We start from the raw sequence: 18,425 nt of genomic DNA, 5'->3' as shown, positions 1-18,425 counted from the left end.
TACTCGGTGGTCACTTGGGAGCCATGCGGATCGCACCGTCCAGACGAATCACTTCGCCGTTGAGGTACTGGTTTTCGATGATGTGCAACACCAGGCTCGCGAACTCGTCCGGACGACCCAATCGCGGAGGGAAAGGCACCATCTGTCCCAGCGCTTGCTGCACCTCGGCCGGCATGGCCGAAAGCATTGGCGTTTCCATGATTCCCGGTGCCACGGCCACCACCCGGATTCCCACGCGCGAGAGCTCCCTTGCAACAGGCAGCGTCATGGCGGCGATCCCTCCCTTGGAGGCGGCGTATCCCGCCTGGCCAATCTGCCCATCGAAGGCGGCAACCGACGCCGTGTTGACGATCACGCCGCGCTCGCCGTCTTCCGTGGCGCTGTGCTTCGCGATCTGCGCGGCCGCGAGCCGCAGCACATTGAAGGTACCGACCAGATTGATCTGGATCGTGCGCGCGAAGGCGTCCAGATCATGCGGACGTTCGCGCCCCAACACCTTCTCCGCGGGCGCAACCCCTGCACAGTTGACGGCACCGTGGAGGTCGCCCAAGGCTTCGCGGAAAAGCCGCAGCGCATTCTCGACATCGGCCGCGGACGTGACGTCGGCCCGGACTGCAATGGACCGGTCTCCCAGCTCATCGCAAAGGGCCTGCGCTGCGGCAATGTCCCGGTCCAGCAGAAGGACGGAAGCGCCCGCCCTCACCAGGCGCCGAGCCGTCGCCGCGCCCAGGCCGGAACCTGCGCCCGTGATGACAAAACCACGATCTCTTGCTTGCATTCTTGTCTCCTTCGCACCTGCTCACCCGCAAGTGCCTTGTCGATTCACTCTATCCACCGAGCCCCTTCGCGGCCATGTCCGATCACGTCAGTAACGTGGGGCGTACGGACACCCGTCGGGGCCAGGCGATACCGCCTCCTTCGATGCGGGCTTTGCTTGCTAGCTGGCCAGTGCGTTCACGGCTCTGGTGCGCGTCGAATCGGCTCGCGATTGGTTCACGAACGTGACGGCGACAGCCCCGAGAAGCCCGGCAACCGCGATCGCCATGAAGTTCTGCTCCATGGGAAGCTTCAAGGAGACAAGCCAACCGATCAGAACCGGTGCGACGATGGCGCCAATGCGGCCAACACCGGAGGCGAAGCCCACACCTGTTGACCGTGTCGCAGGCGAATAGAAATCACCGGCGTATGCATAGGCCAGGAGTTGCGTGCCCAACGTGGAAGCACCAACGACAAACACGGCCAGGAACAGCAGTTCAGTCGACTTCGTATACGCGAGTGCGGTCAGGGATATGGCACCTGCTGCATAGAAGCCGATCAGAACGTGTTTGATGTTGAACTTGTCGCTCAGCAGTCCTCCGCCGATCGCGCCGACAATGGCGCCGACGTTGAAGACGATCACGAAGTTCAGGGCGGAGCCGAGGCTGTACCCTGCCATGGCCATCAGCTTGGTGAGCCACGAGTTCAGCGCATAGACCATGAAAAGGCCCGTCATGAATGCGACCCAGATCATCACGGTGCTGAGCCCACGGCCCTCCTCGAACAGGCTGCGTATGGGTGCTGCGCGCACCTTGTCGGTGGGCGATCCAATGTAGACGACGTCCATCGCATGAACCTGCTCGGGCGCAATCCTTGCCGCCATCGCCCGGAGCTTCCGTTGGTCACCCTTCTTGACGAGGAACGACGGCGACTCCGGCATCGTCTTGAGGATGAGCGGGATCAGAAGCACAGGAAGTCCCGCCACGTAGAACACCCACTGCCACCCGTAGCCTTCGATCAGTTGCTTGGCGGTCAGGGCGACAAGAATGCCGCCCACTGAATAGCCGGCAAACACCAGCGTCACCAAGCGTGTGCGCAGATTCGATGGAGCGAACTCGCCCATCTGCGCCGTCACGATGGGGAGCACGCCTCCGATGCCCAGGCCGGCGATGAAGCGGGCGACGCTGAAGCTGATCGGGTCATGGGTCAAACCGGCCGCAGCGGTGAAAAGACTGAAGAACGCAACGCACACCGCGATCATGCGCGGACGCCCGATTCGATCCGCCAAGGTGCCAAGAAAGATGGCCCCCAGCATCGTGCCAAGCAACGCGGACCCGGCCATGACGCCGGCGCTTGTTGCATCGACCCCCATGTCTTTCATGATCGACGGGAGCGCTGCCCCGACGACAGCCAGGTCATAGCCGTCGATGATGAGGATCAGCACGCACCAGAAAAGGACGAGCCCGTGGAATCCATTGAAACGCGACTGACCCGCCAAGGCGTGCACATCGACTTGTTGCATGTTGTCTCCTGTCGTTGGTGTTGGCCGCTTTGCGCGGCGTCGACCGGAGGTTATTTCTGCAACTGTTCGATGCCCATGCCCAAGGACCTCGATATGAGCGGGGCGTCAGGACACGGGAGCTACGGGCGCGATGAGCGCTCCTGCGTCGGGTTGCTGGCGGAGCGATAGGCGCCGGGGCTGACGCCGGTCCACTTCTTGAAGGCGCGATGGAACGCACTCGTTTCTTGAAATCCAGTCTGTGCGGCAACCTCCGCCACGGTCAACGACGCACTCGAGAGCAGGTCAATGGCGATGTCGCGGCGCAGGTCGTCCTTCAACCGTTGATAGCTCAAACCTTCCTGCTGCAACCTGCGCTGGAGCGTGGTGCTGGAAAGGCGCAACTCCCGAGCGATTTTTTCCAGCTCCGGCCACTCGTCCGGCATCCGGCTGCGCAAACTCTTTCGAATCTGAGCGCTTGTACTGGCGTCGTTGTGATACTTGACAAGCAAGTTCGCGGGAGCCGCGCGGAGAAAGCTATCGACCGTCTCGGGCGTCTCTGCGATCTTCAGGTCCAGCAGGTCGCTCGCGAACACGATGTGCGTGGTCTCGGCATTGAAGGTCACGTTGTCGCAGAACCGTGTGCGGTAGTGACTATCGTCGACGGGCGGCGCACACCGAAACTGCATCTCGCTCAAGGGAATGCGCCGATGCACCAGCCAGCATGCCAGGCCGTGCACGAGGATGAACCAGGTGCCGTAGCCGAACAACCGGCGCAGCACGCCGCCGTCGTGCAGGATCACGCGAGCTTCGCTTTCCGTCCGGATCAACTCGCCACGAAAATCGTCCAGCGTCGATCGAAGGAATCTGAGAATGCGGCGCAGGGCGTGCTCGAGGTTGTCCGAGCTGACAGCGGCACGGGTCATGAGCGCATAGCTTCCGCGCCGCAGCCCGTGGCTGTCCAGACCGAAGAACTCGTCGTCCATCAGATCCGCAAGCGCGACCCACATGCGCGAATACGCCGCGGCGGAGATGCGCGCGCGAGGAGAGTTCAGCAACTCGCGATCCAGCTTGGCGAGCTCGAGGACATGGGTGATGTCCATGTTGCGAAGCTGCGCGGCATGAAGCGCTTCATGCACGAGTTCGATCGCGATGGTTCCCTTCAGTCCTGCGGACTTCATGCTCGTCTCCGGCAAATGGTTTTGGTCAGGTGAGTGCGCCATCAATGTGCCTGGGCGGCCTTGAAAAATCCAGTCGCTTGCCGTGCGAGGCATGAGGCGCGAAATCGGGGGCGAAGCATTGAAGTGGGCGATCAATCATGTTCGGTTTCCTCGGATATACCTGGGCACTTCAAAGCGCCTAATTGACACTAGGTTTACGGTGTATACCATTCGCCAGGTCTTACAACCGAGAGCTATCCATGTCATCCGTCGACACCAGCGCGCTGTTCCAGCCACTCACCCTCAAGAACCTCCAACTCAAGAATCGGCTTGTCATGGCGCCGATGACCCGCACCTTCTCGCCCAACGGTGTCCCCGTCGAGGCCAATGCGGCCTACTACCGGCGCCGTGCAGAAGGCCAGGTCGGGCTTATTCTTTCGGAGGGTACGGTCGTCGATCGCCCTGCCTCCCGCAACGATCCCAACATCCCGTTCTTCCACGGCGAAGCTGCGCTGGCCGGCTGGAAGGGAGTGATCGATGCCGTGCACGCAGCCGGCGGCCGCATGGGTCCGCAGCTCTGGCATACCGGTTCGGCGCGCTACACCGAGTGGGAACCCGATTCGCCGGTGGAAAGCCCGTCGGGCCTGGACGCACCGGACAAGCCGCGCGGTAAAGCCATGACCGAGGAAGCAATCGCGGACACCGTGGCGGCGTTCGCTGCAGCTGCGGCAGATGCCAAGCGCCTGGGCTTCGATACCGTGGAAATTCATGGTGCACACGGCTATCTCATCGACCAGTTCTTCTGGTCCGGCACCAACAGGCGCACTGATGGGTATGGCGGCGCCACGCTCAAGGAGCGTTCGCGGTTCGCCAGCGAGATCGTGGCCGCCACCCGCAAGGCGGTGGGTCCCGACTTTCCGATCATCATGCGCGTCAGCCAGTGGAAGCAGCAGGACCTGACCGTGCGTCTCGCACCCACGCCAAAGGAGATGACGGATTGGCTGCTGCCGCTCGTGGAAGCTGGCGTGGACGTGTTGCATTGCTCGCAGCGGCGTTTCTGGGAGCCGGAATTTCCGGAGATCGACGGCGAAAACGGCCTGAACTGCGCAGGCTGGGCCAAGAAGCTGACCGGTGCGACCACGATCAGCGTGGGCTCTGTGGGCCTGGACGGCGACGTCCTGAACGCCTTTGCCGGCAAGGGATCGAAAGCGGCGAGCGTGCAGCAATTGGTCGACCGCATGGAACGCAACGAGTTCGACTTGATTGCCGTCGGCCGTGCATTGCTCGGTGATCCGCACTGGGTTTCGAAAATTCAATCGGGGGATCACAAGAACCTGAAGGGCTTTGATGCCGCCGCACTGGGTGCGCTCGTCTGATGCAACTGCGACGCTGATCACAGATCGCTGGTCGCTGATCGGCCGCTTTCAAATAGCGGCCGAAGCCTTCTTCATGGCTTGATGTCATTCATTCCACTGCTGAAATGCGCGTCACGCACTCTCCGATGAGCGCATGCAGTGCGCTGACATTTCGGCTCCCGATCAATCGGTGCACCTTGGCTTGGGCCACGCTCCAGTGAGGCATGCCCTCGGCACACTTGCCGCGGCCCGCAGCGGTGATACGCGCGCTCCGAGTGCGCCCGTCAGAACCCGGTCCAAGATCCACCCAACCTGCCGAGATGAGTGGCCTGAGAGTGCGTGTCAGCGTTGATGGAGAGAGCGACATCGTCTCGGCCAGATCGCAGGGGCGCACCGGCCCGTGCGCCAGGACCTCCATCAACAGCCGGTACTGCGTGATTCTGAGACCGACCTTGCCGAGTTCCGCGTCATATTGCTGCCTGATCACGCGGGCGAGCTGATGCGCCTTGGCGTCGGTACAGGCTGACCGCTGAAGGCCCGCGGCAGCGATCGCGTGCGTCTGCGGCGTAGAGAGCGTTTGCATGGGCGCACGTGCGGGAGTGGCGCGCCTGGACAACATCGGCTTCGACTGTCAGGACACCTTGGACGGCTTTGCGGGAGCCTCATCCAGCGCATGCGTCTGGTCGATGAAGCGGCGGCTGGAGGCGAGGATCTCTTTGCGGGTGCGCTCGGATTCGACCGCGCGCGACAGGACCAGTGCACCGACGCACTGGGCAATCAACGCCCAAGCCGCATCCGGGTCGCCGATGCGCGAGCTCCAGCTCTTCTGCAGGCGCTTCAGTCCTCCCTCGACGGCCGCACGCACTTCGGGGCCGGCCCGGGCGATCTCGGGCCCGAGGGCCGGCAGGACGCAGCCGGTTTCGGGATGCAGCGCGTGGTACGAACTCAGGTAGCTGCGCAGGCGCTTGGCGACGTGGTCGGGCGGCGAATCGCGGTCTCCAGCCAGCATGTCGGTGCTGTTCGAGATCTCGTGCTCGAGGAGCTCGGCGAACAGCGCCTCCTTGGACGGGAAATGGCCATAGAACGCTCCCCCGCTCAGGCCGATGCTCGCCATCAATTCATCGACGCCGGTGGTTCCGAAGCCGCCCTTCTTCGCGATGGCACGGGCATTCGCGAGCAGTTTCTTGCGGGTTTCCTCTTTGTGGTTTGCCGGATAGCGCATGAATGAGCCTCTGCAGATCGTGGAGCACCCATCATAGCATGCCGACCGTTTGCTAAACGGTCATGGCTCCATCGGTTCATCGATCTGCCGGGCGAGGGTTTCTCCCTGCTGCAAACCCGCTCCAGCGTGTTGACGCTGCAGTGATGGCAAACCTATAGTTCACCAACGTTTACCAAACGATCGTTATTCAAATCCAAACGGATGATCCGATGACCCAACCGACCCAGCTGATCGTGCAAGGCATCTCCAGCGGTGCCATCTACGGACTCGTCGCGCTCGCCTCGTTCTGCGCCTGAACCGCAACGTCGTGGCCAGCCGCTACGCCAACCTTTTCACCGAACCCCTTGGAGTCTGATTCATGAGAGAAGCCGTCATTGTTTCCACCGCACGCACGGGCATCGGCCGCGCGTTCCGCGGCGCGTTGAACAACATCAAGTCGCCCACGCTGATGGGCCACGCGATCCAGCATGCCGTGCAGCGCGCGGGCATCAACCCCGGGGAAGTGGAAGACGTGGTCATCGGTAGCGCAATGGCCGCCGGCACCGCGGGCATGAACATCGGACGCCTCGCGGCGCTCGCGGCGGGACTGCCGCAGTCGGTGCCGGGGCAGACGATGGACCGGCAATGCGCCTCGGGGCTGATGGCCATCGCGACGGCGGCCAAGCAGATCGTCGTCGACGGCATGGACGTGACCGTGGGCGGGGGCCAGGAGAACATCTCCGCCGTGCAGAATCCTTTCGTCAAGTGGGTGGGCGAAGAGGCCGACCCGCTGCTCGTTGCGCGCGTGCAGCACGCCTACATCCCGATGCTGAACACGGCCGAGATCGTGGCGAAGAAGTACGGCATCTCACGCCAGGCGCAGGACGAATATTCCGCGGAGGCCCAACGCCGCACCGCGCTGGCGCAGGAGCGCCACCTGTTCGACGACGAGATCGTGCCGATCACCGCGCGCATGGCCGTGGCCGACAAGGAGACGGGCGCGGTCAGCTTGCGCGACGTGACCCTGGATCGCGACGAAGGCAATCGCCCCGATACGACGCTCGAAGGCCTTTCCAAGCTCAAGCCGGTCATCGAAGGCGGTGTCATCACGGCCGGCAACTCGAGCCAGCTGTCGGATGGCGCATCGGCCTGCGTGCTGGTGGAGCGCACGGTCGCCGAGCGCCGCGGGCTCAAGCCGCTGGGCATCTACCGCGGCATCGCGGTCGCCGGCCTCGCGCCCGAGGAGATGGGCATCGGCCCCGTCCTGGCGGTGCCCAAGCTGCTGAAGACCCACGGGCTCAAGGTGAGCGACATCGGGCTGTGGGAATTGAACGAGGCCTTTGCCTGCCAGGTGCTGTACTCGCGTGACCGGCTGGGCATCGATCCCGACAAGCTGAACGTCAACGGCGGCGGCATCACCATCGGACACCCCTACGGCATGACCGGCTCGCGGCTGGTGGGGCATGCACTGATCGAAGGCAAGCGGCGCGGCGCGCGCTTCGTCGTGGTGACGATGTGCGTCGGTGGCGGCATGGGTGCCGCGGGCCTGTTCGAAGTGGCCTGACGCCAGGAGCAGCACCATGACCTACCAGATCCCGCTGCGCGACATTCAATTCGTCTTGCACGAGCTGCTCCAGGTGCCGGCCATGCTGGAAGCCTGCGGCCAGCCGGAGCTCGACGGCGAGACCATCGACCAGGTGCTCACCGCGGCCGGCCAGTTCGCGTCCGAGGTGATCGCCCCGCTTAACGCACCGGGGGACGCGCACGGTTGCAGCATGCCCTCGCCCGGCGTGGTGCAGACGCCGCCGGGCTTCAAGAAGGCCTATGACGAGTTCACGAAGAACGGCTGGGCCGGATTGGGGTGCAGCCCCGAGTTCGGCGGCCAGGGCTTTCCTTCGGTCGTGGCCAACGCGGTCTACGAAGTCTTCGGCGGCGCGAACATGGCGTGGGCCTCCTACCCCGGCATGTCGCATGCCACCTATGTGAACGTGTCGGCCAACGGATCGGAGGAACAGAAGGCGCTCTACCTGCCGAAGATCGCCTCGGGCGAGTGGGCCGGCACCATGTGCCTGACCGAGCCCAATGCGGGCACCGACCTCGGCCTGATGCGCACCCGCGCCGTGGCGCAGCCCGACGGCAGCTACAGCATCACCGGCAGCAAGATCTTCATCTCGGGCGGCGAGCAGGACCTGACCGGCAACATCATGCACCTGGTGCTCGCGCGCATCGCCGATGCGCCACCCGGCGTGAAGGGCATTTCTCTTTTCATCGTGCCGAAATTCATTCCCGATGCGAACGGCGCGGCCGGCGCACGCAACGGGGTGGTCTGCGGTTCCATCGAGCACAAGCTGGGCATCCACGGAAACTCGACCTGCACCATCAACTTCGACGGTGCGACAGGCTGGCTGCTGGGCGCGCCCAACAAGGGGCTGGCGGGCATGTTCGTGCAGATGAACCACATGCGCGTGCTCGTCGGCATCATCGCCATCGGCCTGATGGAAGCGGCCTACCAGAAGGCCCTGGCCTATGCAAAGGATCGCCTGCAGGGCCGCACCAGCGGTGCAAGATCGTCCGGCGAAGCGGCCGACCCGATCATCGGACACGCCGACGTGCGCCGCATGCTGCTCACGCAGAAAGCGAACATCGAGGGCGCACGCGCACTGGCGCTGTGGACCGCGCAGCTGAGCGATCTCCAGCGTCTTCATCCCGACCCCGCCAGGCGCAACGAGACGGCCGAATTGCTCAGCCTTTTGACCCCGCTCGTGAAGGCGCTGTCGAGCGATCTCGCGGTGGAGAGCACGCTGCTCGCCATGCAGGTGTTCGGCGGGCACGGCTACATCCGAGAGAACGGCGTCGAGCAGCACCTGAGGGACGTTCGCATCGTGGGACTCTACGAGGGCACCAACGGCGTGCAGGCCATGGACCTGCTCGGGCGCAAGGTGCTCGCCGACCAGGGCCGGCAGATGGGTGCCTTCCTGGACATGGCCGGCGCATTCGCCGAAACCTGCGGTCCGCGCGAGGCGATGCGCGAATTCGCGGAGCCGCTCGCCGCACTGGCTGCCGACATCAGGCAGCTCACCGGCAGGCTCGTGGCCACGTCGGCGCACGACCCGCATGCAGCAGGCGCCGCAGCCGTGCCCTACCTGCGGCTGATCGGGCACCTGGCCCTCGCCTGGACCTGGGCGCGGATGGCCGAGGTCGCATTGAGGAATGCGGAATCCACCGACCCGATCTATGCATCGAAGATCGCCACGGCCCGCTTCTACTTCCAACGGCTGCTGCCGCAGACGGCGGCGCTGTGCGGCGAGATCCGGGCCGGGTCGTCGGCGTTGATGGAGCCGGCCGTCGAGCTGTTCTGACCGTGGCGGCAGTACCCGAGGAGGTGCTGCTGCAGGCCCCCCGCGTCGCGGACGCCGCGGTTTTCGGCGTGCCGAACGACGAGTACGGCGAAGAGATCAAGGCGGTCATCCAGCCGGCGCATCCGGATTTCACGGGCCCGGCGGCCGCCGAGGCGCTGAAGGCTTACTCGGTCCGCCCAAGGCTCCCAGGAGCATCGATTTCGAGTCCGACTTTCCCCGGCACGCGACCGGCAAGCTCTACGAGAAATTGCTGCGTGATCGCTACCTGGCCTGAAGGGTGCGAGTCGCCGGCCCGCTTCGCAGCGAGCCGGCGGATGTCCAAGGCTAGGCCAGCGCAGGCTCCATGAACCCGGCGAGCCGCTGCACGATCAGCTGCTCGGCCTCGTCCATGATGCGATCGATCAGCTCCTGCACCGTCGGAATGTCGTTGATCAGCCCGACCACCATGCCGCAGCTCCAGGCGCCCGCATCCATCTCGCCTTCCAGCATTACGCGCGGGTAGACGCCGGCCACCTGGTCGATGATGTCTTCAAACTTGAGGTCGGCGCCCTTTTCCTTCTCGATCCTGATCAGCTGCTCCACGGACGAATTGGTCAGCACGCGCTCGGTGTTGCGCAGCCCTCGCATCACGAGCCGCGTGTCGAGCTCGGTGGCGGCCACGATGGCGTCCTTCACGTTCTGGTGGATCGGCGCTTCCTGCGTCGCCACGAAGCGCGTGCCCATGTTCATGCCTTCGGCGCCCAGCGCCAGCGCCGCCACCAGGCTGCGCGCGTCGGCCATACCGCCGGACGCGACGAACGGAATCTTCAGCTCCTCGGCGGCGCGGGGCAGCAGGATCATGTTCGGTAGGTCGTCCTCGCCGGGGTGGCCGCCGCACTCGAAGCCGTCCACGCTCACGGCGTCGCAGCCGATCGCTTCGGCCTTGAGTGCGTGTCGCACGGAGGTGCACTTGTGGATGACCTTGATGCCGGCCTTCTTGAGCGCGGGCATGTAGGCCTCGGGACTGCGCCCCGCCGTCTCCACGATGCGAACGCCGCCTTCCGCGATCGCAGCGATGTATTCGGGGTACGGCGGCGAAGACAGGGTCGGCAGGAACGTGAGGTTCACGCCGAAGGGCTGGTCCGTCATCTCGCGGCAGCGGGCGATTTCCTTGGCCAGCAGCTCGGGCGTTTTCTGCGTCAGCCCGGTGATGAGTCCGAGCCCGCCGGCATTGGAGACCGCCGCGGCAAGTTCCGCGAAGCCGACGTAGTGCATGCCGCCCTGGATGATCGGGTGGCGGATGCCGAAGAGTTCAGTGATGCGTGTTTTCATGTGTCTTTCACCAGGTTTCCATATAGGGGCGCAGGTCCATCTCGAAGGTCCAGGCATCTCGAGGCTGGGTGTGCAGGTACCAGTAGTTCTCCGCGATGTGCTCGGGGTTCAGGATGCCGTCCTGCGCCTTGAGCGCATAGCGTTCGGGAAAGTTGCTGCGGATGAACTCCGTGTCGATCGCGCCGTCGACCACGATGTGGGCCACATGAATGCCGCGCGGACCGAGTTCGCGCGCCATGCTCTGGGCCAGCGCGCGCAGCGCGTGCTTGGCGCCCGCAAAGGCCGCGAAATTCGCGGAGCCCCGGATGCCGGCCGTCGCGCCGGTGAAGAGAATCGTGCCGCGCCCTCTCGCAACCATCTTGCGGGCGACCTCGCGCGCATTCAGGAATGCGCTGAAGGTGGCCATCTCCCAGATCTTCATGTACTTGCGCCCTGTCTCCTCCAGGATGCTGCTGGGCACATTGGCGCCGATGTTGAACACCATCACCTCGATGGGCCCGCGCTCCTTCTCGATCTGCTCGATGAGGGCCACGACATCTTCCTCCTTGCGCGCATCGCTGCCGTAGCCGAACGCCTGACCTCCGGCCGCGCGGATGCGCTCCACGGCCGGCTCGAGCTTGTCGGCCGAGCGCCGCGTCAGGCACGCGGCGTAGCCCTCGCGGGCAAAGCGTGCGCCAATGGCGCTGCCTGTGGCGTCACCGGCGCCGACGACGAGAGCCACACCGCGGTGGTTGGCTGATGGGTCCATACAGTCTCCTTTAAAAAACGTCCGTTAAGTCATTGAACGTTAATCACTGAACCATCGTTTGTCAATCAAGAAAGAAGTCCAGTGAAACCCCGTTGACGCAGCCGCATTAATCACATAGCTTCCGTTAACCAAACGTACGTTTAATTAAAGGAGCCATGAATGCGCAAGTCGGTTGATTTTTTCTTCGATGTCGGCAGCCCGTCTTCCTACCTCGCGTGGACGCAGCTGCCGGCCCTGTGCGCCAGACATGGCGCCGACCTCGTGTACCGGCCGATGCTGCTGGGCGGCGTCTACCAGGCCACGGGCAACGCCTCACCTGCCAACATTCCTGTCAAAGGGCGCTACACGCAGATGGACTACGAGCGCCACGCGCGCCGCTATGGCGTTCCCTTCCAGGGCAATCCGCACTTTCCGGTCATCACGCTGTTCCTCATGCGCGCGGTCACCGGGATCCAGTTGCGCCGTCCGGAACAGCTGCAGCAGCTGCTGGGCTGCGTGTTCAAGGCGCTGTGGATCGACGCGCTGAACCTGAACGATGCGCAGCTCACGGCCCGCATCCTGGCCGAGGGCGGATTCGATCCCGCCGACATCGAGCGCCTGGCGCAGGACGCCGAGACCAAGGCCGCGCTGAAGGCCACGACGCAGGAAGCGATCGAGCGCGGCGTGTTCGGTGCACCCACGCTCTTCGTTGGCGACCAGATGTTCTTCGGACAGGACCGCATGGACTTCGTTCGCGAAGCCCTGTCCTGAACCGCCGCCAACCGCACGAAGGAAAACACATGGAACACCGACCCTGGCATGCCTCCTACCCCGCAGGGCTTCCCCGCGAGATCGTCCTCGACGACAGTGAAACCCTCGTCACATTGCTCGAACGTGCGTTCACGAGGCACAGTGCCAGGACGGCCGTCACCTGCGCCGGAGAATCGCTGACCTTCGCGCAGGTCGAGCATGCGTCGGCGCTGCTCGCGCGGTCCCTGCAAGCGGCAGGGCTCAAGCGCGGTGACAGGGTCGCCCTTCTGCTGCACAACAACCTCGTTTACCCCGTGGCTTTGGCCGCCATCCTGCGCGCGGGCATGGTGGGGGTGACCATGAACCCGCTCTACACGGCACGCGAGCTGGCGTACCAACTGGCCGATTCGGGCGCGTCCGCACTGGTGGCTGCCGAGCCGTTCATGGGTGTGGTCGCCGAGGTCCTCGGCCAGACACAGCTTCGGTATGTCATGACCGTGCCGATGCAAGGGGTGAAGCAGGCATTGTTCGCGACGGGCGGCGATGCAGGTGCGCCCGCTGCGACCGATGGGCCTCGCGTCATCGGTTTGCGCGACGCGACCGCCGCGCTACAGGACGCCGAATTCACCAGTGAGCACGTGCGCCCCTCCGACCTGGCTTTTCTTCAGTACACCGGGGGCACGACAGGTGTTTCCAAGGGTGCTTGCCTGACGCACCGTAGCGTGCTTGCCAGCTCGCTGCAGATGCGGTCGTGGCTGGAATTGGCACTGGACATCGACAACTTCGAGATCGTGACGCCGTTGCCGCTGTATCACATCTTTCCGCTCGGGGTGGCTTTGACGGCCCTTGCCAGCGGCGCTCACAACCGCCTGGTCGTCAATCCGCGCGACGCCCAGGCGCTTTGCACCGAACTCGAGCGGGCGCCCTTCGACATGCTGATCGGCGTCAACACAATGTTCAATGCCTTGGTGACGTTGCACGAGCTGCCCGGCATCGACTTCTCCCGCTGCAACGTAGTCATCGGCGCCGGCGCCTCGATCCAGGCGGCCGTTGCAGCCAAGTGGGTTGCGGCCGGCGGCCCACCCATCACCGAGGCCTATGGGCTTACTGAAACGTCGCCCAGCGTTACCTTCAATGCACCGGGGCGCAACGGCACCATCGGCGCGCCTGTGCCGTCGACCGACGTTCTTATCGTCGACGAAGCGGGCGAACCGGTGCCGCTCGGCACGCCCGGCGAGTTGCTGATCAAGGGGCCGCAGGTCTTCGCGGGCTACTGGAACCGCGCAGACGAGACGCGCAGGTCTTTCACGCAGGACGGCTGGTTCCGCACCGGAGACATCGTCACCATGGATGCACAAGGTTTGATGTACATCGTCGACCGGAAGAAGGACATGATCCTGGTCTCCGGCTTCAATGTCTACCCGAACGAAATCGAAGGCGTGGTCGCCATGCACCCGGACGTGCTCGAATGCGCGTGCGTCGGGGTGCCTGACGAGCGCTCGGCAGAGGCTCCTCATCTCTTCGTCGTCCGCCGCGTACCTGGGCTGAGGGCGGACGAGTTGGAAGCGCATTGCCGCAAGCTCCTTGCCGCATACAAGGTGCCTCGCTACATCACGTTCCTCGAGTCGCTGCCCAAATCAGCAGTGGGAAAAATTCTGCGCAAAGAACTGAGGCCAATTTCCAGCGGTGCCACGGACGCTGTACCCAAGGTGGAAGCCGGCGGTTGAGTAGCTGGATCGCATGCAGCCCTTCAGCTTGCAGCAAACCGCAGCGAGCGGAAGCGACACGCTCACTTTCGAAGCATCGGATTTTGATCCGTCGGCGAGGTCGTTTGGCTGCGGATCGCCCAACACCCAGAGGTCGGGACAGAGTTTGGCGCGAGCAAGGAATCGATTAAGGTACACCAAGTAAACTTGGCACCAACCGGATACTTAGGATCGCCCAGGTATCACGAAGGAAACCGCCCAATGCCAAAGATCACGCCGGAATGCTTTTCCTCAGAGTGTCCAAGTCGAGCTTTGTTCGACCAAATCGCGGACAAGTGGTCAATGATGATTTTGGCCGTGCTGGATGACGAGCCGCACCGGTTCAACGCCATCAAGCGTCGCCTGGAAGGCGTCACCCAGAAGGCGCTGACCCAGAGCCTTCGCCGCCTCGAACGCAACGGCTTGGTCTCCCGTCGCGTCATTCCGGTTTCACCCGTTGCAGTTGAGTACGACATCACGCCGCTTGGGCGCACCTTGCAGCAGCCGTTGCGTGCATTGCACGATTGGACGATGGTCAAGCTGCCATTGGTCCAGAGGGCGCGCCAAGCATTTGACCAACGAGGGCTTTGATCTGCTCGTGAGTGACTGCATTGTTCGCGCCCGCCCGAACACTGGCATGCAACCCAGCTATTCGGCCCTGATGTCGGGCGACGGAATCGTGGGCACGCCTTGCGAGATGGCCGCGTCGTTCTGGGCCACCATCGCGCGCCGATAAGCGGGCCTCGCTTGAAGGCGTTCCCAGTAGGCGCGAACCGAAGGCGTGAACTGCTGGTCGAGGCCGAGATGCTTAGCCAGCAGCAGCGCGTAGCCGACCGAAACATCGGCGGCGGTGAAACGATGCGCACAGAGGAACTCCTGCTCCGCCAAGAGAGTTTCCAGCGTCCGCAACCTTGCGAGGAACCACTTGCCGTAGTCATGGGCCACCTGGGGCTGACGCCGTTCGCCCGTTTCGAAGTGCAGATAGCGCAGCACCAGTGTCTGCGGGAACGTCAAGGTCGCTTCGCCGAAATGCAGGTAATTCAGGTAGGCGCCGAAGGCCGGCTCATCGACACTCACATCGAGCTTTCCCGGTGAGAAGCGCGCCGCCAGGTACTGACAGATGGCGGACGACTCCGTCATGCGAACAGTCCCGTCGACCATGGCCGGCACCGTCCCCAGGGGGTTGATCTCCAGGTACGACCGGGCAAGCGCGCGAGGCGGGAACGGCATCATTTTCAGTTCGTACGGAACCCCGATTTCCTCAAGCATCCACAAGGGACGAAACGAACGTGCGCTCACGCAATGGTGCAGGGTAATCATGGCTTCAGTGCTCGGAAATGACGGGGGTCGGTCCGCTTTTTACAGCGTTGGCAATGAGGACACCCATGCGCGCCGTTCCAACCAGCCGAGTGCTGCTGCATTGGATGTCCGCGGTACGGTAGCCCTGGCCCAGCACCGAGCGTATCGCAACCCCGATGACTACCGATGCTCTCGCCTGGGAGCACCGCGATCCTGAATGCGGGCGCGGCCTCAGTCCAGGGTCGCGCCAGACTGCTTCACCAGCTTTTGATGCTTCGCCAACTCGGACTCGAAGAAGGCTGGCGCCAATCCAGGCCCTGTGTTCAGCACCGTGAGGCCCTGGCCGGCGATGACGTTTCTTGCTTCCGGCGATACCAAGGCCTCTTGCATCGCCGCGGCATAGCTGTCGACCACCGGCTTGGGCAGTCCGGCCGGACCGATCAACGCGATCCAGGCGTCGAAGCTGTACTTGGGCACGCCCGACTCCATCATCGTCGGCACGTCGGGCAAGGCCGCGGAGCGCGCGGGAGTGCTCACGGCCAACGCACGCAGCGCTCCGGCCTTGATCTGCGGGGCGACCTGCGAGATCGAAACGAACGCGAGTTGCACCTGCCCGCCGATCAGGTCGGTGACGAGTGGTCCGGTGCCGCGATAGGGCACGTGCTTCATGTCGATGCCGGTCTCGCTCACCATCAATTCCCCCGCCAGGTGGAGAACGCTCCCGTTGCCGGCGGAGCCGTAGTTGAGCTTGCCGGGATTGGCCTTCGCGTAAGCCAGCAGCTCCTTCACGCTCTTCACCGGAAGCGCGTTGTTCACCACCAGCACGACCGGCACCGTGGCCAGTACCGCAATGGGCGTGATGTCCTTCATGCTGTCGTAGGGAATGGACTTGTAGATGCCTGGATTGATGACATGGTTGGACGACACCATGCCGAGCGTGAGCCCGTCCTTGGGGGCCTTCACGATCTGTGCGGTGCCCGGAATGCCACCGGCGCCGACGACGTTTTCCACCACGATCGGATGGTCGGTCGCGCGTCCGAAGGCCGGCGCGACTGCGCGGGCGACCGCATCGACCGTCGAACCGGCGGCCAGTGGAACGACGAGCCGTATCGGCCGGTCGGCGTTCGAGGATTGCGCGGCGGCGAACAACGACGTGGCAAGCAACGCCGTCGCTGAAGAAACGGAAATGGCTTTCCGGAGGGAATATGCACGCATGGGTTTGTCTCTCTCGCTTTGTTGGAATTCATGGATGGCGCGCCTGGAGTTCGGCAAACGAAACGAGTTCGCCCGCAATCGCGCTTGCCGCCACCGTGGGCGGGCTGGCGAGCCAGACTTTTCCGGGTCCGCCCCGGCCGGGGAAGTTGCGGTTGATGGCGCTCACGGTGACCTGGTCGGCCCGCACCGAACCACCCGGCCCGCAGTTGCCGCAAGCGCCGCAGGAGGGCTGAAGAATGCGCGCGCCGACGCGTTCGAACGCGTCCATGTACCCCGCCGCAATGCAGTGGTCGCGCACCGCGGTGGTCCCGAACTGGAGATACAGGGCCACCCCGGGCGCGACCTTGAGCCCGCGGTCCGCCGCCCACCTGAGCACCGCGTGGTAGTGGTCGAAGTCTTCGCGCTTGCCGGCCGTGCACGAGCCACCGTAGGCGATGTCGATGCGCACCCGCTCGCCGACCGCCGCCAGCGGCAGGCCGTTGCCGGGGTCGCCCGGTGCGGCGACCATGGGGGAAAGCTGCGTGCAATCGACGTGGAGCGTCCTGGCGTAGATCGCGCCGTCGTCGCTGCGCATCCAGGGCTCGACTTCGAAATCGATGCCGCGGCGCTCGCGCAAGAAGCGCACGGTCTCGGCATCGGGAGCGACCAGGCCGGTGAAGCCGCCGAGTTCCGCCGTCATGTTGGTCAGCGTGGCGCGCTCGTCGGTGGTCATGCGCCGTACCACGTCGCCCGAGAACTCGAACACCTTGCCCACCCCGCCGCCGTCGCGCACGAAGGGCAGCGCGAGCAGATGCAGCACGACGTCCTTGGCGCTCACTCCAGGGGCAAGCGCCCCATCGAGCACGATCTTCAGGGACTGCGGCACCGTCAGCCGCACCGCTCCCGTCACGAAGGCATTCGCCATGTCCGTGGTTCCCACGCCGAAGGCCACGCAACCCAGCGCGCCGCTGTGCGGCGTGTGTGAATCCGTGCCCACCACCAGTTGGCCCGGCAGCGCATAGTGTTCCGCCACCATGGCGTGCGAGATGCCGGCCACGTTGGTGCCGTCGTCCTTCGCGGCCTGTTCCTCGGTCAGTGTGCGGTGAGAGCGCAAGCCGTAGGCGGCCGCGAATTCGCGCTGCGCCTCGACCATGCGATGCACATTCGGCACCAGGCCGCCATGCACGTGCGCAGGGCTTTCCGTGACGTAGGACGTGTGGTCTTCGAAGGCCACGATGGAATCGGCGTCGTGCAGCACCAGCGGCCGGCCGAAGGTGGCGTGCAGCATGTGCGCGGCCATGCCGGTGTAGTACTCGTGGATGAAGCGAAGGTCGGCGCGCACGAAGGCACCGTCGCCCGGCGCGGGATGTGCCTGCGTCAGCTCGGTGGCGAGCGCGTGGCGCGCCACGATCTTCTCGAACAGCGTGCGCGGACGCGCGTCCCGAGCCTCGGGCGGCACCGCGATGTCGCGCATGAATTGCCGGCCGAAGCGCAGCAGCCCGCCGCTCTTGAGGATCGCCGCGGCCAGCGCGTCGCGGCCGGCCACGAGGTCGTCGATCGGAATCGCCTTGCCCGCCTGGATGGACGCGACCAGGCCGAAGTCGGTCGAGGTGAACAAGCCGATGTTGTCGGCGTTCTGCCGGTACAGGCGCTCGAAGCTTTCAGCGATGACCAACCGCACGCCGGCCGCCTTCTCGGCGGTCGGGCTGTGCTCGCGCGAGGAGCCCTTGCCATAGCGCCTGCCCGCGATCACGACCTCGATGCCCGACGCGCGGATGGCATCGGTGCTGATCGGGAATGCCTCGCCCGCCTTGAAGCCCGAGTACGGGTAGCGGCTCAGCTTGTCGTCGTAGTGCGTGAGGATCGGAAGCGGCGTGATCTCGTCCGTCGAAATATCGTCACGCAATGGCGACGCGTCGGCGAGTTCAAGGCGCTCCCCCTTCAAGCTCAGCTCGACCATGCGTGCGGAACAGCTCAGGAAGAGGACGCGCGGGTCGAACCGGATGCTTTCGGCGCTGGCGGCGGCTGGCGTGGAGACTGTCATGCTCCGATGTTCGCGGTCCGTGGCAG

General features: G+C 64.5%; 17 protein-coding genes. 7 read left to right on the top strand and 10 right to left on the bottom strand.

Annotation, left to right across the window (positions count from 1 at the left end; all coding sequences use genetic code 11):
* Nucleotides 1–10: 10 nt before the first annotated feature.
* The 3 genes from ACEOAB_RS10165 to ACEOAB_RS10155 all read right to left on the bottom strand — a co-directional run bounded on the left by ACEOAB_RS10165 (nt 11) and on the right by ACEOAB_RS10155 (nt 3,435).
* Nucleotides 11–778, bottom strand: a complete 768-nt coding sequence (locus ACEOAB_RS10165; protein WP_413747474.1) for an SDR family NAD(P)-dependent oxidoreductase — start codon at nt 776–778, stop codon at nt 11–13.
* A 159-nt stretch (nt 779–937) separates the two neighbouring features.
* The gene (locus ACEOAB_RS10160) at nt 938–2,278 is read right to left on the bottom strand and encodes an MFS transporter (RefSeq protein ID WP_413747473.1); all 1,341 of its coding nucleotides are present in this window, start codon (nt 2,276–2,278) and stop codon (nt 938–940) included.
* 119 nt (nt 2,279–2,397) lie between these two features.
* Nucleotides 2,398–3,435, bottom strand: coding sequence for an AraC family transcriptional regulator (locus ACEOAB_RS10155; RefSeq protein ID WP_056596057.1), 1,038 nt, complete (start codon nt 3,433–3,435; stop codon nt 2,398–2,400).
* Between the two features lie 239 nt (nt 3,436–3,674).
* Between ACEOAB_RS10155 and ACEOAB_RS10150 the strand changes: the two genes are divergently transcribed.
* Complete coding sequence (locus ACEOAB_RS10150; RefSeq protein WP_413747472.1) at nt 3,675–4,790, top strand: NADH:flavin oxidoreductase; 1,116 nt, start codon at nt 3,675–3,677, stop codon at nt 4,788–4,790.
* Between the two features lie 88 nt (nt 4,791–4,878).
* Here the strand turns inward: ACEOAB_RS10150 and ACEOAB_RS10145 are convergent, their stop codons facing one another.
* Nucleotides 4,879–5,352 carry a MarR family winged helix-turn-helix transcriptional regulator gene (locus ACEOAB_RS10145; RefSeq protein ID WP_413747471.1) on the bottom strand — a complete coding sequence of 158 codons (474 nt, stop codon included), beginning with the start codon at nt 5,350–5,352 and terminating at the stop codon, nt 4,879–4,881.
* A 48-nt stretch (nt 5,353–5,400) separates the two neighbouring features.
* Nucleotides 5,401–5,991, bottom strand: coding sequence for a TetR/AcrR family transcriptional regulator (locus tag ACEOAB_RS10140; RefSeq protein ID WP_056596066.1), 591 nt, complete (start codon nt 5,989–5,991; stop codon nt 5,401–5,403).
* Between the two features lie 358 nt (nt 5,992–6,349).
* Here ACEOAB_RS10140 and ACEOAB_RS10135 point away from each other — a divergent pair, with 358 nt between their 5' ends.
* From ACEOAB_RS10135 to ACEOAB_RS10125, 3 genes are read left to right on the top strand one after another with little or no spacing between them, the layout of a single operon-like run.
* Nucleotides 6,350–7,534 (top strand): acetyl-CoA C-acyltransferase, encoded by a 1,185-nt coding sequence (locus ACEOAB_RS10135; protein ID WP_056596069.1) that lies wholly within the window; start codon nt 6,350–6,352, stop codon nt 7,532–7,534.
* 16 nt (nt 7,535–7,550) lie between these two features.
* A complete protein-coding gene (locus ACEOAB_RS10130; RefSeq protein WP_056596072.1) occupies nt 7,551–9,329 on the top strand; it encodes an acyl-CoA dehydrogenase C-terminal domain-containing protein in 1,779 nt (592 codons plus the stop codon).
* Complete coding sequence (locus ACEOAB_RS10125) at nt 9,269–9,676, top strand: AMP-binding enzyme (RefSeq protein WP_413747470.1); 408 nt, start codon at nt 9,269–9,271, stop codon at nt 9,674–9,676. Before ACEOAB_RS10130 ends, ACEOAB_RS10125 begins: the two co-directional genes overlap by 61 nt.
* Here the strand turns inward: ACEOAB_RS10125 and ACEOAB_RS10120 are convergent.
* Together ACEOAB_RS10120 and ACEOAB_RS10115 are read right to left on the bottom strand one after the other, a co-directional pair.
* Complete coding sequence (locus ACEOAB_RS10120) at nt 9,654–10,640, bottom strand: NAD(P)H-dependent flavin oxidoreductase (RefSeq protein WP_056519411.1); 987 nt, start codon at nt 10,638–10,640, stop codon at nt 9,654–9,656. The two genes, ACEOAB_RS10125 and ACEOAB_RS10120, sit on opposite strands and share 23 nt — an antisense overlap.
* Before the next feature lie 7 nt (nt 10,641–10,647).
* On the bottom strand, nt 10,648–11,388 hold the full coding sequence (locus tag ACEOAB_RS10115) for an SDR family oxidoreductase (RefSeq protein ID WP_056596075.1): 741 nt from the start codon (nt 11,386–11,388) through the stop codon (nt 10,648–10,650).
* Between the two features lie 159 nt (nt 11,389–11,547).
* On the opposite strand from ACEOAB_RS10115, the gene ACEOAB_RS10110 reads away from it, so the two are divergent.
* The 3 genes from ACEOAB_RS10110 (at nt 11,548) to ACEOAB_RS10100 (ending at nt 14,453) form a co-directional block, all read left to right on the top strand.
* Nucleotides 11,548–12,138 (top strand): 2-hydroxychromene-2-carboxylate isomerase, encoded by a 591-nt coding sequence (locus ACEOAB_RS10110; protein WP_056596078.1) that lies wholly within the window; start codon nt 11,548–11,550, stop codon nt 12,136–12,138.
* 29 nt (nt 12,139–12,167) lie between these two features.
* Nucleotides 12,168–13,844: an AMP-binding protein gene (locus tag ACEOAB_RS10105; RefSeq protein ID WP_413747469.1), complete on the top strand. Its 1,677-nt coding sequence runs from the start codon at nt 12,168–12,170 to the stop codon at nt 13,842–13,844.
* Between the two features lie 240 nt (nt 13,845–14,084).
* On the top strand, nt 14,085–14,453 hold the full coding sequence (locus tag ACEOAB_RS10100) for a winged helix-turn-helix transcriptional regulator (protein WP_056596083.1): 369 nt from the start codon (nt 14,085–14,087) through the stop codon (nt 14,451–14,453).
* A 57-nt stretch (nt 14,454–14,510) separates the two neighbouring features.
* On the opposite strand, the gene ACEOAB_RS10095 is transcribed toward ACEOAB_RS10100, so the two are convergent.
* The 3 genes from ACEOAB_RS10095 to ACEOAB_RS10085 form a co-directional block, all read right to left on the bottom strand.
* Nucleotides 14,511–15,182 (bottom strand): glutathione S-transferase family protein, encoded by a 672-nt coding sequence (locus ACEOAB_RS10095; protein ID WP_056596085.1) that lies wholly within the window; start codon nt 15,180–15,182, stop codon nt 14,511–14,513.
* 210 nt (nt 15,183–15,392) lie between these two features.
* Complete coding sequence (locus tag ACEOAB_RS10090; RefSeq protein ID WP_413747468.1) at nt 15,393–16,376, bottom strand: Bug family tripartite tricarboxylate transporter substrate binding protein; 984 nt, start codon at nt 16,374–16,376, stop codon at nt 15,393–15,395.
* Nucleotides 16,377–16,404: 28 nt separating this feature from the next.
* Nucleotides 16,405–18,399, bottom strand: coding sequence for an aconitase family protein (locus ACEOAB_RS10085; RefSeq protein ID WP_413747467.1), 1,995 nt, complete (start codon nt 18,397–18,399; stop codon nt 16,405–16,407).
* Nucleotides 18,400–18,425: the final 26 nt, after the last annotated feature.

The organism is Variovorax sp. Varisp53 (assembly GCF_059491555.1).
Note: the sequence above shows the minus strand (reverse complement) of the source record. Positions and strands in the feature narration are given on the sequence as shown.

What these genes read in the sequence shown, in the direction of transcription:
- ACEOAB_RS10165 (WP_413747474.1), bottom strand. Translation starts at nt 778, where the DNA reads ATGCAAGCAAGAGATCGTGGTTTTGTCATCACGGGCGCAGGTTCCGGC.
- ACEOAB_RS10160 (WP_413747473.1), bottom strand. Translation starts at nt 2,278, where the DNA reads ATGCAACAAGTCGATGTGCACGCCTTGGCGGGTCAGTCGCGTTTCAAT.
- ACEOAB_RS10155 (WP_056596057.1), bottom strand. Translation starts at nt 3,435, where the DNA reads ATGAAGTCCGCAGGACTGAAGGGAACCATCGCGATCGAACTCGTGCAT.
- ACEOAB_RS10150 (WP_413747472.1), top strand. Translation starts at nt 3,675, where the DNA reads ATGTCATCCGTCGACACCAGCGCGCTGTTCCAGCCACTCACCCTCAAG.
- ACEOAB_RS10145 (WP_413747471.1), bottom strand. Translation starts at nt 5,352, where the DNA reads ATGCAAACGCTCTCTACGCCGCAGACGCACGCGATCGCTGCCGCGGGC.
- ACEOAB_RS10140 (WP_056596066.1), bottom strand. Translation starts at nt 5,991, where the DNA reads ATGCGCTATCCGGCAAACCACAAAGAGGAAACCCGCAAGAAACTGCTC.
- ACEOAB_RS10135 (WP_056596069.1), top strand. Translation starts at nt 6,350, where the DNA reads ATGAGAGAAGCCGTCATTGTTTCCACCGCACGCACGGGCATCGGCCGC.
- ACEOAB_RS10130 (WP_056596072.1), top strand. Translation starts at nt 7,551, where the DNA reads ATGACCTACCAGATCCCGCTGCGCGACATTCAATTCGTCTTGCACGAG.
- ACEOAB_RS10120 (WP_056519411.1), bottom strand. Translation starts at nt 10,640, where the DNA reads ATGAAAACACGCATCACTGAACTCTTCGGCATCCGCCACCCGATCATC.
- ACEOAB_RS10115 (WP_056596075.1), bottom strand. Translation starts at nt 11,388, where the DNA reads ATGGACCCATCAGCCAACCACCGCGGTGTGGCTCTCGTCGTCGGCGCC.
- ACEOAB_RS10110 (WP_056596078.1), top strand. Translation starts at nt 11,548, where the DNA reads ATGCGCAAGTCGGTTGATTTTTTCTTCGATGTCGGCAGCCCGTCTTCC.
- ACEOAB_RS10105 (WP_413747469.1), top strand. Translation starts at nt 12,168, where the DNA reads ATGGAACACCGACCCTGGCATGCCTCCTACCCCGCAGGGCTTCCCCGC.
- ACEOAB_RS10100 (WP_056596083.1), top strand. Translation starts at nt 14,085, where the DNA reads ATGCCAAAGATCACGCCGGAATGCTTTTCCTCAGAGTGTCCAAGTCGA.
- ACEOAB_RS10095 (WP_056596085.1), bottom strand. Translation starts at nt 15,182, where the DNA reads ATGATTACCCTGCACCATTGCGTGAGCGCACGTTCGTTTCGTCCCTTG.
- ACEOAB_RS10090 (WP_413747468.1), bottom strand. Translation starts at nt 16,376, where the DNA reads ATGCGTGCATATTCCCTCCGGAAAGCCATTTCCGTTTCTTCAGCGACG.
- ACEOAB_RS10085 (WP_413747467.1), bottom strand. Translation starts at nt 18,399, where the DNA reads ATGACAGTCTCCACGCCAGCCGCCGCCAGCGCCGAAAGCATCCGGTTC.